The organism is Gemmatimonadota bacterium (assembly GCA_016712265.1).
Classification (GTDB): Bacteria; Gemmatimonadota; Gemmatimonadetes; order Gemmatimonadales; family Gemmatimonadaceae; genus RBC101.
The window spans coordinates 157,543-171,062 of sequence record JADJRJ010000027.1; the positions used below are offsets into that span (position 1 = coordinate 157,543).

At 66.6% G+C, this 13,520-nt stretch carries 7 protein-coding genes; 3 read left to right on the forward strand and 4 right to left on the reverse strand.

The window, feature by feature from the left end; all coding sequences use genetic code 11:
* Window positions 1-63 precede the first annotated feature (63 nt).
* Window positions 64-3,372: a PD40 domain-containing protein gene (locus IPK85_05025; protein ID MBK8246744.1), complete on the reverse strand. Its 3,309-nt coding sequence runs from the start codon at window positions 3,370-3,372 to the stop codon at window positions 64-66.
* A gap of 367 nt (window positions 3,373-3,739) precedes the next feature.
* Between IPK85_05025 and IPK85_05030 the strand changes: the two genes are divergently transcribed.
* From IPK85_05030 to IPK85_05040, 3 genes are all read left to right on the forward strand, one after another.
* Window positions 3,740-6,814: a SusC/RagA family TonB-linked outer membrane protein gene (locus tag IPK85_05030; protein MBK8246745.1), complete on the forward strand. Its 3,075-nt coding sequence runs from the start codon at window positions 3,740-3,742 to the stop codon at window positions 6,812-6,814.
* Window positions 6,815-6,826: 12 nt separating this feature from the next.
* Window positions 6,827-8,209 carry a hypothetical protein gene (locus IPK85_05035; protein ID MBK8246746.1) on the forward strand — a complete coding sequence of 461 codons (1,383 nt, stop codon included), beginning with the start codon at window positions 6,827-6,829 and terminating at the stop codon, window positions 8,207-8,209.
* Window positions 8,210-8,288: 79 nt separating this feature from the next.
* Complete coding sequence (locus tag IPK85_05040) at window positions 8,289-10,442, forward strand: penicillin acylase family protein (GenBank protein MBK8246747.1); 2,154 nt, start codon at window positions 8,289-8,291, stop codon at window positions 10,440-10,442.
* Between the two features lie 86 nt (window positions 10,443-10,528).
* On the opposite strand, the gene IPK85_05045 is transcribed toward IPK85_05040, so the two are convergent.
* The 3 genes from IPK85_05045 to IPK85_05055 form a co-directional block, all read right to left on the reverse strand.
* Window positions 10,529-11,026: a DinB family protein gene (locus IPK85_05045; protein MBK8246748.1), complete on the reverse strand. Its 498-nt coding sequence runs from the start codon at window positions 11,024-11,026 to the stop codon at window positions 10,529-10,531.
* Window positions 11,027-11,109: 83 nt separating this feature from the next.
* The gene (locus tag IPK85_05050; protein ID MBK8246749.1) at window positions 11,110-11,994 is read right to left on the reverse strand and encodes a formamidopyrimidine-DNA glycosylase; all 885 of its coding nucleotides are present in this window, start codon (window positions 11,992-11,994) and stop codon (window positions 11,110-11,112) included.
* Window positions 11,995-12,015: 21 nt separating this feature from the next.
* Entirely contained in the window at window positions 12,016-13,479 is a 1,464-nt protein-coding gene (locus IPK85_05055) for a beta-lactamase family protein (GenBank protein MBK8246750.1), read from the reverse strand.
* Window positions 13,480-13,520: the final 41 nt, after the last annotated feature.

The window sequence follows — 13,520 nt, forward strand, 5'->3', positions numbered from 1 at the left end:
CGGCTCCCTCCCGGGACCTGGCTGGGAAGGGAGCAGGCGCTCGCGGGACGCATCGCCCGACGTCTACCGAATCGGTTTGCGATCCATCTTGAGCGCATCCGGCACGATCCAGTACGGCGTGCCATACGGCCGCTGCCGCGGCCACACCTCGTCGAGCGTCTCGTCGTCGTAGACCACGCCCCCCTTCACCACGTACTGGATGTTGGCGGTATTCCTGATGTTGTCCAGTGGGTTGGCGTTGAGCACCATGAAGTCGGCGTACTTGCCCACTTCGAGCGAGCCCAGGTCCTTCTCGCGACCGATGAACCTGGCCCCATGCAGCGACGCCACTTCCAGCGCCCCCATCGGGCCCGTTGCCGCCGCGGCCATCCACACTTCCCAGTGTGACGCGAGTCCGTTGTGCTGCCCATGGGCACCGATGGCCCCAAAGCCGCCGGCCGCGATCATGTCAGCCATCCCTTGCGCAATCCATCCATAGGAGTAGTCCGTGGCGGGACGCATCATCCGCCGCCGCGCCTGCGGGATCGAGGTCACCCACGGCAGAAAACGTCGGGTCTTGGCGTCCTTCCATACCTCGCTCTCCTGGTACCAGTACTCCTCGTTCCACGGCCCAGGTCCCCCCACCATGAAGGTCGGTGAGTAGGTCGCCTGGGCCATCCCGAAGAAGCGGGTGACATCGCCGTAGAGTGGCGTGTAGCTCAACGGATGCTCGAAGCCGGTATGGCCGTCCATCACCATCCCCAAGGTGTACTCCAGATCGCCGTTCTCGCTGGTCACCTGCATCCCATGCTTGCGCGCGGCCTCCATCACCCATTGCCGCTGGTCCCGCCGCGGCTGCTGGTACTGCTTGAGGCTCACCGAGCCCCAGTGCTTGAGCTTCAGGATCCCCGCTTCGGCCATCGCCGGCGTGGTGAAGTCCTCCTGCCGGTTACCATCTCCGGCGTAAAGCGGATCCCCGGTCGTATAGACACGCGGCCCAACGACGAGCCCGGCCTCGACCATCTCGCGCGTGGGGAACAGGTTCTGCGACCACATCGACGGGTCCATCGTCGTCGTGATCCCGTAGCTGAGGAAAATGGCCCCCTCGGGATTCTGCTGCGGGATGATCCCGCGATGTTCCCGATAGTTGTGCGAGTGGACGTCGATGAACCCGGGGATGATCGTCTTGCCGCGGGCATTGAAGACGCGGGCGCCACTCGGCACTGCACAGCGCCCAACACAGCTGATGCGATTGCCGGTCACCACCAGCGTGCCGGTGAGCACCTCGCGGTTCTTGAGGGTGACGACCCGCGCGTTGGTGAACGCCACCGTGCCGGATGGAATGTCACGCGGGACGCGCAGGGCAATGCGCGTCGTGTCCGCGCGCTTCGTCGCCACGCTGTACGAGTAGAACCGGTCGGCGCTTCCGTAGTCGAGCGTCGTCGCGGTGCGCCACGTGGGGAAGAGCCCACCCTCCATGGTGAGGCGCGTGGCGGGCAGGCGCGATCGATTGCGGTCGATGCGCAGCGTCTGTCCGGCCAATCCCACCGTGGGGAATGGCATCACCCACGCATTGTCCCCCTCGGCGAAGGCGACATGCTGCCCATCCGGGGAGATCATCACCTCGTCGGCGAAGGGGAAGCTCAGGTGCGCCTGGCGATCGCTGCCGTCCGGCCGGATCGAATACAACACCGTCTGGGTGCCCTGCGCCCCGCTGCTCATGTGCGGGTACCAGATGCGCCCCTCGGGGCCATAGCTGGGCCGCACGATCTGGTTGCGGATATTGTTGAAGGCCGATCCGGACGTGCCGTCGGGGCTCGCCGCCACGCGAGTGACAAACTGCGCATCGCCGCCATTGGCGCTCACGCGCACGATATCCCAGAAGGCGTTCCACACCACGCCGCGGCCATGGCGTGATTCGCCGGCCCCGCGCGCGAGCACGATCTCGCTCCCGTCCTGCTTGAACGACGGGTGGATATACTCCCCGGCCACCCGCGTGAGCTGCTGCGGCGTGCCGCCCGCTGCGCTCACCTTCCATAGATGGGCGCTGACGGTGTCTTCCCAGCTGGTGAACGCCAGCCACTGGCCATCCGGCGACCAGGCCGGTGCATACTCAAACGGCACAAAGCCGGCCGGGGTCACGCGGCGTGGTGTCCCGTTCGGCAGGTCCATCACCCAGACGCGCCCCACCGCCTGGAAAGCGAGTCGGCGACCATCGGGCGACGCGCTCGACCAGCGCGTGAACTGCACCGGCATCGGGCCGTCGTCTTCCTTCCCCTGGAAGTTGGCCAGCTCGGAGATCGTGCGCTGGATCTTCGCCGTGAACGGGATGGTCGTAACCACACCCGACGCCACATCAACGCGACGAATCCTGCCACCCTGCATGAGCACGATGCTCCGCCCGTCACGTGCCCAGCTATAGCCCGGGAATTGGCGCAGCACCTTGAAGCTCTCGAAGATGTCCTGCTCCACGGGATCCATGAGCAGGCGCTCGTGGCCGGTCTCGAGGTTGCGCAGCCACAGGGCGCTGCGCGGGCCGAATTCGTGTCCCTTCCAGGTGATGGTGCCGTCCGGGATGCGACGCACGAAGGCGAGCCACTTCCCGTCGGGGGATACCTCTGGTGCACCCATGCCGCCGCTCGACGTCTGCACCTGCTGCTGTTGCTCACCAAACGAGACGGCCGAGACCTCGCCGGTCTGCATGTCCATCCGCCGGACTTGCGTCGACCCTCCCAGGAAGTCCGCGCGGCCGGAGTACCCCGCGGGGGTCGGTGCCTGGTTCCCCACCTGGAAATAGAGGTACTTGCCGTCGCGTGCGAACGCCGGCCAGCTCGCCGGCTGCTTGGAGCGCGGGAGGATCTCGACCCCCGAGCCGCCATCCTTGTGGTACATCCAGATCCCACCGCTCCCCGGCGCTCCGCCGTTGGGGAGTCCCTGGCGCTCGACGACGATGTACTGGCCATCCGGGGTCCACACCGGCGTCACCGCGCGCACGTAGTTGTCGGTAAAGATGGGCCGCGGGTTGGAGCCATCCGCGTTCATCACCCAGAGGTTGTTCTGTCCGCGCCGGTCGGAGATGAACGCGATCAGCGAGCCGTCGGGCGAGATGCGCGGGTGTGTGTTGATGGCGATCCCGCTTGTCTGTGTCAACGCTACGGCTTCGCCTCCGCTCGTCGGGAGTCTATAGACATGGCCGAGGAGGTCGAAGGTGAGCCACGAGCCATCGGCGGCGAGGTCCACCGACATCCAGGTGCCTTCGTCGGTTGTGAAGGCAATCTCACGCGTACGACCACGCGGCTGCGTGACGTCCCAGGCCGGCTGAGGGAGTTGCGCGGCGAGCGGCGCAGCCAACAGGAGGGTCGCGAGTACGTGGTGCTTGCGGAGCCGGGGCATAACCGTGGGGAATAGGTGAGGCGGATATACCGCCCGGCACCGGAGCATGCAAACGGCGGCCGCGGATCTCCGTGCAACGCAGCGCCGGCCACCCCCGGACCTGACGTGGTCGAGCTGCAGTCTCCGCCCAAACGTCCGAATGAACGGAGGTCGGTGCGTCTGCGTCGGAGTCTCCCGGGATCACTGGCTCCCCGGTCGTCGACGCGCATCACGGCGCGACTTCCCCGGGCATGTCCCGTCCGGTATCGTTGCCATACGAGGCGTTCCCTGTGGGCAACGGGACGCGCCATCGGTGGTCTTCTCCTTTTCTCCCGCTCGCGCGGTCGAGGTGTACATGCTTAGACGTTTTGTCAGGTGGGCCCTGACGATGGGAACGACTGCCTGGGCCGTCGCCCCCATCACAGTCCCGGCACAGGCCCCCCAACAGGGCACCATCACCGGTCGCGTGACCGATGCCGCCAGCGGGCAGCCGATCGGGGCCGCGCAGCTGGCCGTCATCGGGACCACGCTCGGCGCGCAGACGAACACCGATGGCCAGTACACCATCCGCGGCGTGAACGTTGGCGCGGTCCAGGTGCGTGTCCTCCGCCTGGGGTATGGCGAGGCGCGGCAGTCGACGACCGTCGCAGCGGGACAGTCCGCCACCCTGAACTTCCAGCTCGCGGCACTGCCAGTGACGCTGAACCCCGTCGTGACCACGGCCACCGGACAGCAGCGGCGAATTGAGGTGGGCAACGCGATCGCGCAGTTGGAAGTGGCGCAGCTCGTGGAGTCCCGGCCGGTGTCGGGGATGGCGGACCTCCTCACGTCCCGCGCGGCCGGAGTGCTCATCACCCCAGGCACACAGGCGGGTGCCGGCACCCGCATCCGCATCCGCGGGACGAGTTCCTTGTCGCTGACCAACAACCCGATCGTCATCATCGACGGCGTTCGCGTGGAATCCTCGACCGGCTCCTCGTCGGTGAGTGTCGGCGGGACGACGACGTCCCGGTTTGACGACCTCAACCCCGAGGAGTTCGAGTCGATCGAGGTCGTGCGTGGTCCCTCGGCCGCCACGCTCTACGGTACCGACGCGGCCAACGGCGTCATCGTGATCACCACCAAGAAGGGCACGGCGGGTCGCCCACAGTGGTCGTTCTATTCAGAGCAGACGGGGGTCTCGGACCGCAACACCTATCCCACCGCCTGGCATGGCTGGCGCACCGGCACGACGGCGACCACAAACTCGACCCCGTCCAACACGGTCCAGTGTTTCCTCTCGCAGGTCGTCGCCCGCGCCTGCGTGCAGGACAGCGTGACGAGCTACAACCTGCATGAGGACAAGGACGCCACCCCATTCGGCGTCGGCTATCGTCGACAGTACGGCGCGCAGCTGCGCGGCGGATCGGAGACCGCGCGCTATTTCCTCCACAGCGAGATGGAGGACGAGGACGGCGTCACGAAGGTGCCCGAATTCGAGAAGCGCTTCCTCGCGGCAAACAACCGGTCGCTCACCGAGCGCCAACAGGATCCGGGGCGCCGCGGGCGGATCACGGGCCGCAGCAACGTCAACATCACGTTGCCCCGCAACGCCGAGATGCAGGTGAACGCCGGCTTCACCTCGCAGGACATCTTTCTCCCGCGCAGTGACGACTCCGGCACACCAGGCATCGCGGCCAACACGTTCGGCGGCCCGGGATTCCGGTACAACCTCAACCCGCAGGGTGATACGCTCTTCGGGTGGCGGCAGTTCACCCCGCGGGACATCTACCAGACGGAAACCACCCAATCCGTCGAGCGATTCATCGGATCCGTCAACGCCAACTGGCGTGCCTCGGACTGGCTGTCGGCGCGTGCGAACCTCGGGCTCGACTACACCAACCGCCTGGACTCGCAGCTCTGCCGCTTTGACAACTGCACCAATACCGGCCAGGATCGTCTGGGCTTCAAGATCGACAACCGCACGAACTTCTTTGTCTACACGGTGGATGCCGGGCTGACCGCCACGCGCCGCCTGAGCGACGCCTTCGAGTCCAAGACCACCGGTGGCGTGCAGTTCTATCGCAACATCTTCAACCGCAACGGGGCCAGCAGCACCCAACTGCCTCCGGGCGCGGTGACGGTGACGTCCGGGTCCGTGAAGTCCTCCGACGAGACGACCGCCGAGAGCCGAACCCTTGGCGCGTTCGTCGAACAGGCCGTCTCGTACCGCGACAAGCTGTTCGTGACCGGCGCCGTGCGCTCGGATCGCAACAGCGCCTTCGGCGCCGAGTTCAAGACGGTGTTCTACCCCAAACTCTCGGCATCATGGGTCGTCAGCGAGGAAGGGTTCTTCCCGAAGGCCTCGTGGATCAACCAGCTGCGTGTGCGCTCCGCGTATGGGGCCTCCGGCGTGCAGCCGGGCACGATCGACGCCGTGCAATTCTTCGCCTCGTCCATCTTCCGCGGTGAAAGCGGCGACCAGCCGGCCCTGGTCTACTCGGCATTGGGCAACCGGCAGCTCAAGCCGGAACGGTCCACCGAGTTCGAGGTCGGGGTGGATGGCAGCTTCTTCTCTTCGCGCCTGACCACCGAACTCACCTACTACCGCAAGGCGTCTCGCGATGCCCTGATCTCGCGGATCCTGCCGCCGTCGGTCGGTACCGGCGCCACGGCGCGTCTCGAGAATTTGGGCGAAGTGCAAAACACCGGCATTGAGGCCCTGATCAACGCGCAGATCGTCAGCAAGGACGCCCTCGGCTGGGACCTGACCATCAATGCCTCGACCAACGACAACGAGCTGGTGAGCCTCGGTGGCGTGCCGCCCATTGTCGGCGCCACCCAGCACCAGAAAGAAGGATATCCCCTCTACGGCTGGTGGTCGCGCCGACTCCTCGGCTACGGCGACAAGGACGGCGACGGAATCATTCGCTACAACTCGGACGCGAATCTCTCCGAAATCACGGTCAGCGACACCGCCGAGTTCCATGGCTACCCGCTGCCGCGCTACGAGTTTGCCGTGACCAACAGCATCGAACTGTTCAAGCGGGCGCTCCGCCTCTCGGCCATGGTCGACTACAAGGGCGGACACCTGGTCTACAACAACTCGGAGCGCATTCGCTGCGCCTCGCGCTTCAACTGCGAGGGACTCATCAACCCGAAGGCACCGCTCTTCGAGCAGGCCCGCACGGTGATGGTGCGCGAACACCCGAGCCGTTCGGTCGCCGGCTTCTTTGAGGAAGGGGACTTCCTGCGGCTCCGGGAACTCTCCGCCACGTGGACCATGTCGCGCGACCTGACGACGAAGCTCCTGCGCGGACGCGCCTTCTCGGTCACGGGGTCCGTACGGAACTTGGGGATCCTCTGGACGAACTACCTCGGGGTCGACCCCGAGTCGTTCGGCACCACCGGCGACGCCCCGTCGTCGTTCCAGGCGTTTGCCCCGCCAACGTACGTCGCCTTCCGCTTCAACCTTGCCTACTAGGTGATCGCCATCATGCCAGCATACACCACCCCCACGACGTCGCGCGGCTCTCTGCGCCACCTCGTGCGACGCGCGTCGCTCCTCGTCCTCGGGTTCGCCGCCGCCTGTTCGACCGCCACGGAGATTCTCGAAGTCCGGGACCCCGACATCGTGAACCCAGAAGACGCGCAGTCCGTCGCCGGGGCAAATGCCGTGCGCCTCGGCGCACTGGCACGCCTGAATGCCGCCACGAGTGGCGAGGAGTCGCTCTTCCTCCTGGGCGGCCTCCTCACCGATGAGTGGATCAACGGCGACTCGTTTATCGCCCGCCAGGAAATCGACCAGCGCACGATCACCCGTGAGAACACCTTCCTCACGTCGGCCAACCGCGCGTTGCATCGCGCACGCCTCGCGGCGGAACAGGCCATCGGCCTGCTCGCGCAGTTCAACCCGAATGCCCCGGGATGGCAGGTGGCTGAGATGTACTTCGTGCAGGGCTACACCATCAACCTCATGGCCGAGCATTACTGCAGCGGGTTGATCTTCAGCACCGTTGTGGATGGCATCGAGGAGTATGGCTCGCCGCTGACCACCACCGCCGCGTTCGAACGGGCGCTCGCCCTGGTGGACCAGGGGATCACCAAGGTGACCGGCACCACAACCGACGACACCCGCGTGCGCAACGCCCTGCGCGTGCTCCGCGGGCGCATCCTCGTCAACCTCAATCGACAGGCGGAGGCCGCCACGGCCGTTGCCGGGGTGCCGAATTCGTTCACGTACAACATGCTCCACGCGGCCACTGCAACGAGCAACCAGATCTGGAACTTCAACAGCCTGTCGCGGCGCTACAGCGTGAGCGTGAACGAAGGCACCAACGGCCTGAACTTCGGTGGCTCGAACGACCCGCGTGTCCCGGTGTGCCAGGGCGGCGACGCCACCTGCCGCACGCTCGGCGTCACGCTCGCCACCCGCGACGACCTGTTGCGACCGATCATCATCGCCGCTGCATGGCCTGCACGTGAAACCCCGGTGGCGATCACCAACGGCATCGAGGCGCGGATGATCGAGGCCGAGGCACAGTTGAAGGCGGGGAACGCCACGGCAGCACTGGCGACGCTCAACGCCGCCCGGGCGACCGTGACCGGGCTCGCGCCACTCACGCTGGCCGCCGCGCCAGCGGCGCAACTCACCCAGCTGTTCAGTGAGCGCGCCTTCTGGTTCTATGGCCGCGGGTATCGCACGGGTGACCTGCGCCGACTGATCCGGCAGTACCAGCGCGCCGCCAACACGGTCTTCCCGACGGGGACCTGGCACAAGGGCGGGAACTATGGCGTCGATGTGAACTTCCCGGTCCCGCAAGCCGAGCAGAACAACCCGAACGCGGCCGGCGCCGCGTGCCTGGATCGCAACGCCTGATCCTTCGTTCCGTTCCACCGCAGCACACCAGGCGCCTGCCGATCTTCGATCAGCAGGCGCCGTTCTTTTCTTCCTCTCCATGCGACCAACTTCGCGGCCATTGCTTCGCGCCACACTCGGTGGCTTCCTCACGATCTGCACCTCACTGACCCTTACGGCCCAACCGGCGAAGGCGTACGCCGATCGGGTGGAGATTCGCCGCACGGCACACGGCGTTCCCCACATCGCCGCCGACGACATGGGCGCGTTTGGCTATGCCATGGCGTGGGTGCAGCTGGAGGACTATGGCGCGCGCGTGGCGATGGGGGTGATTCGATCCCGCGGGCACATGGCGCGCTACTACGGCCGTGATTCCATCGAACGTGACTTCGACGCGCGCATCACGCATGCGCGGGCGGTGGCCACCTATCGCCAGCTGCAGATCGAGACCCGGGAGACCTACGAGGGGTTTGCGGCGGGCATCAACGACTATGTGCGCACGCACGCCGGTGACTTCCCTTCCTGGATGCCCACCGACGTGCAGGGTGTCGACATCGCTGCCCTCTGGATGGAGTCACCACTCCCGGATGGAGCGCGCACCTGGGGCGACCGGGCTCGGCGACTCCGAGAACGCGCGCGGCAGGACTCGGTGCAGCGCGAGGGGGAAGGGTCCAACGCGTGGGCGTTTGCCCCGTCTCGCACGAAGTCCGGTCGCGCGATCCTGCTGCGCAACCCGCACCTGGACTGGAGCGCCGGCTACTACGAAGCCCACGTGACCGTGCCCCACGTGATGGACTTCTACGGCGACTTTCGCATCGGCAACCCGGCATTGCTCGTCGGTGGCTTCAACCGCCACCTCGGCTGGGCGACGACGAACAACAACACCGACAACGAGGCGCTCTACGCCCTCGAGGTCGATTCGCTGCGTCCGGACCACTACCTGCTCGACGGCCGCTCCCATCCGATCGAACGTGTCGACGTGGTCGCCGAGTATCGAAACGGCCCGGGACTCTCGTCTGAGGTGCGCACCCGCTGGCAGACGACGCTGGGTCCGGTGGTGGATCGTGCGGACGGCAAGGTCGTGATTGCCCGCTGGCCCGCCGACGGGGAGTTTCGCAAGACGGAGCAGTTTCTCCGCCTCATGCGCGCACGCACGCTGGAGGAATGGAAGGAGGCGATGCGACTGCGCGCCCACACGACCTCCAACCTCACCTACGCCGACGACAAGGGGAACATCTTCTACGTCTGGAACGCCACGGTCCCGCGCCTGCCGCACCCCAGCGGCGGTGACTCCGTGGCCATCCCCGTGCGAACGAGTGCGGAGATCTGGCAGGACATGGTCCCCTTCGATTCGCTGCCGCAACTCCTGAACCCGCCGGGGGGCTACATCCAGCAATCCAACGACCCGTTTCACTACACCAACCTCAACGCCATCATCGACTCGTTGCGCTTCCCATCCAACTTCTCGCGGCCCGCGCTGGGATTCCGGACGCAGCTGGGGATTCGCCTGGCGACACAGGAACGCAAGATGTCGTTGGAGGACGTGGTACGGCTGAAGCACTCGTACCGCATGCTCGCTGGAGAGCGCCTTACGGATGACCTGCTCGCGGCGGTCCGGGCGAACGCGCCGACTCCCGCCGTCGCGGCCGCCGCCGAGGTGTTGTCGCGTTGGGATCGGACCACCGCTCCCGACTCACGCGGCGGGGTGTTGTTCGAGGTGTGGTACAACCGTCACCTGCAGGGCGAGGCGATGCGGGGCTTGCCGTTTGCCGAGCGCGCGCGGCGAACTTTTTCGTCGCCATGGAGTCCCGAACGCCCGAACGACACGCCGGACGGCCTTGCGGACCCGGTTCGTGCGGCGGCCGACTTCGCCTGGGCGGTGGAGCAGGTGACGGCTCGCCACGGTCGCGCGGACGTGGCCTGGGGCGAGGTGCATCGCGTCCGGCGCGGCGACGTCGACGTCCCGGTCGGGGGATGCACGGGGGCGTTGGGGTGTTTTCGCGTGCTGCAGTTCAGCGATGCCCCCGATGGCAAGCGCGTGGCCCGCGGCGGCGACGGCTGGGTGCTGGCCGTGGAGTTCACGCCGGTCCCTCGCGCCTACTCGGTCCTGGCGTACGGCCAGAGCAACACGCCAACCTCGCCGTACTTCGCCGACCAGGCCGCGATGTTTGCGCGTGGCGAGATGAAGCGTGTCGCGTTCACCACGGAAGATGTGGAGCGCGCCACAGTGCGCCGCTATCGTCCGGGGAGATAGGGGCCGCACCTGCTTAGTGCTCGCGGTTCAGGATTGTGCACGACGCGCTCCGGGCAGCGACTCCCGGAGCGCGAGCCATCCGTGCCTCAGGCGAACGGATTCTCGTCGCGGCTCGGTCCGTAGACCGACGGCACCGGAACGTGGAGCATCCGCAGGCACATCACCAGCTGACCGCGGTGATGGTACACGTGGTTCATCCCGACCGATCGGATGAAGGCTACGCGCGGCATTGTCGCGACAATCGCACCGCGGCGCGACAACGACCACTTCGCCATGAGCCGCTCATCGGGCATCGTGCGCAGCATGGCCGCGAACGCGGCGATCGACTGGTCGTGGGCCTCCAGCACCTCTGCTCGGCTCGTGGCTTCGGCCTGCTTAAAGTTGGGGACCTCCATGGCGTCGGCCTGCGCCATCTGCGCGATGGTGCCCGGTGTTTGTGCGATGTGTAACGCGAGCTGGCCCAGGGACATCGAGGTGGGATGGGCGCGCCAGCTGAGGTGTTCTTCGGGGACGCGCTCGAGGACGCGGCGCGTGGTCAGGGCCTCCTCTTCGAGTTCGATCTTCAAGCTCTTGGCAATGGGCATACGCACAGGTACTCAGGACATTGGGATGAGTCTGGCCAGGGCACGGCACCTGCGGCGAAGGACCACGTCAGCTGGGCTGAGCGTCAGGCGTCCAGCTCGTCGATGGACTTCGGCCAGTCGCCCTTCAGCAGGCGCGACAGCGACCGATCCGCCAGCATCCGTCCCTCGGTCTGGCACCGCGCACAATAGTTCGTCTCGTTGTCGGCGTAACGAATCCGTTGGATCGGCGTCCCGCAATCCGGGCACGGCTCGCCGTACCGCCCATGGGCCTTCATCTCCGGCCGAAAGGCCGTCACGGTCTCCGGAAAGCCCGTCCCCACCTCGGCGCGGTGCCGCTCGATCCACTCCGTCAGCACCGCCACCGTTGAGCTGTGCAGCCGCGCCGCCTGCTCGTCCGTCAGGCGCGCCGTGGTCTGCAAGGGTGACAGTCGCGCGTGGTGCAGGATCTCGTCCGAATACGCGTTGCCAATCCCGCTGAACAACCGGGGGTCGGTCAGCGACCGCTTGAGCGTATGGTTCTCCCGTCGCAGCTGGTGCACAAACTCGGCAGCTGAACACGACAGCGGCTCGATCCCCCCACGATGGATGGCGGCGACCGCGTCCGCCCCACGCACCACCGTGAACGACGCGCGACGCTTGGTCCCCGCTTCCGTGAACAGCAGGGACCCGTGGTCAAAGCCAAGGGTCGCGAGCGCCTTGCCGAGCCCCTTCTTGCCGGGCGCGCGCCAGCGGAGGCGTCCGGCAATCATGAGATGGATGACGAGGTGCAAGTCATCCTCAAAGGAGAGCACCAGCCGCTTGCCCATCCGCGAAACCCCAATCACGCTGCGACCGACCAGGTCGGCGATCGGTGGTTCCACCGAGCGTACCAGGAAGGGGCTCGACATGGTGAGCGCACGCAGCTCGTGCCCCACCACATGTCGCTCGAGCCCCTCGACGTAGGCGATGATGTCGGGAAGTTCCGGCACGGCGTCTCGACCTCCGGGTCCCTACTTGCGCTTTAGCACCACGGGGCCGAAATCGATCCCGGTCACCTTCCCGGCCTTGTCGCGCACCAGTTTCACTTCAAGGGAAGCCTCCGGCGCCATCAGGCGGTCGCCCGACAACAGCAGGAACTCCGACTTCGGGACGAGCCCCGGTACCTCGGTCATCAGCTTGCCGCCTTCCAGCGTGATCGTCTGGCTCACCGCCGTCGGCGTTCCGGTGACTTCCTTCGGGATCGGGTACTCTCCCACGAGCTGGCTGACGAGCGCGCTGTCCATGGGCAAGGTCTCGATCTCGCGCGGGCCATACTCGGGCCACTGGTATTCCGCGGCGATGGCAAGGAGCAGCTCACCCACGACCGATGAGCCCGCATCGCTGTTGGTCATGATCGCAGCCCCCTGCCCGGTCTCGGGGAAGTAGATCAGCTGGGCGCGATACCCCTCGTTCGCCCCGCCATGCTGGAAGCGAAAGGCGCGTCCCGTCTTCTCCAGCATCGGGCCGATGCCGGACGGTTCCTTCTGCATGGTCAACATCTCCGTGGCCATCTTCTGCGACAGGACCTCCGTCGACGTGCCGGCGCGTGCCGCGGTGATCGCCATCGCCCACTGCAGCAGCTCCGTCGGTCTGGTCCAAAGACCTGCAGCCGCCATCTCCGGGTACGTGTGCCACCGGCCGGTCACCATCGTCCCATCCGGGCGGTGGCCGGATGCGGCCTCCGCACGACGATCGTCAGGGAGGGGCTGCGCATAGGTGCTGCGCGCCATGCCGACGGGCTCTAGCACGAGTCGTCTGGCCAATTCCGGAAACGCCTCGCCGGTGACGTCGGTCATCGCGAGCTGCTCGATGGTGATCCCGCCCCCTGAATAGCGCCAGCGTGATCCCGGGGTCGTGTCCACGCGCACCGCAGCGGTATTTGCTGGTTTAGCGCCATCCAGGATCTGTGGCACCGTCGGCACGGCGGCCCCCTTGGCGTACCCGGGAAAGCCGTGCACCGTCGTCCCCGCCGCGTGCGACGCGAGGCGCCGCAACGTCACCTTCTCGGTCGCCGTGAACGCGTTCTCCGGCAACTTCCAGCTCGTCAGGTACTCGTTCACCGGCCGATCGAGATCGAGCTTTCCCTCATCCACCAGGCGCAGCAGCACGGTCGCCGCCACCGGCTTGCTGATCGATGCGGCCTGGAAGAGGGTCATATCGGTCACCGAGTCGCTGCCGCCAGCGGTCTTGAGCCCGAAGCCGCGCGACCAGGCCAGCTTTCCCCCGTTCACCACTGCAACCGACACCCCCGGCACCTTGTACTTCGCCATCCGCTCGGCGAGGGAGAAGGTCACCGGGGCCGCGCCCTTCACGACCAGCGCCGGCCGGAGACCGGCGAGCACACGGGTGACGACGGCTTCATCCCTGATTTCCGGGGGAGCAGGAGTCGCACAGGCGGCAGCCAGCGCGAGGAGCAGGAATCGCGTGATTTTCATGTCAACGATTGTGTGGACCCGGGCGCCGGGCTGAAAGGGGG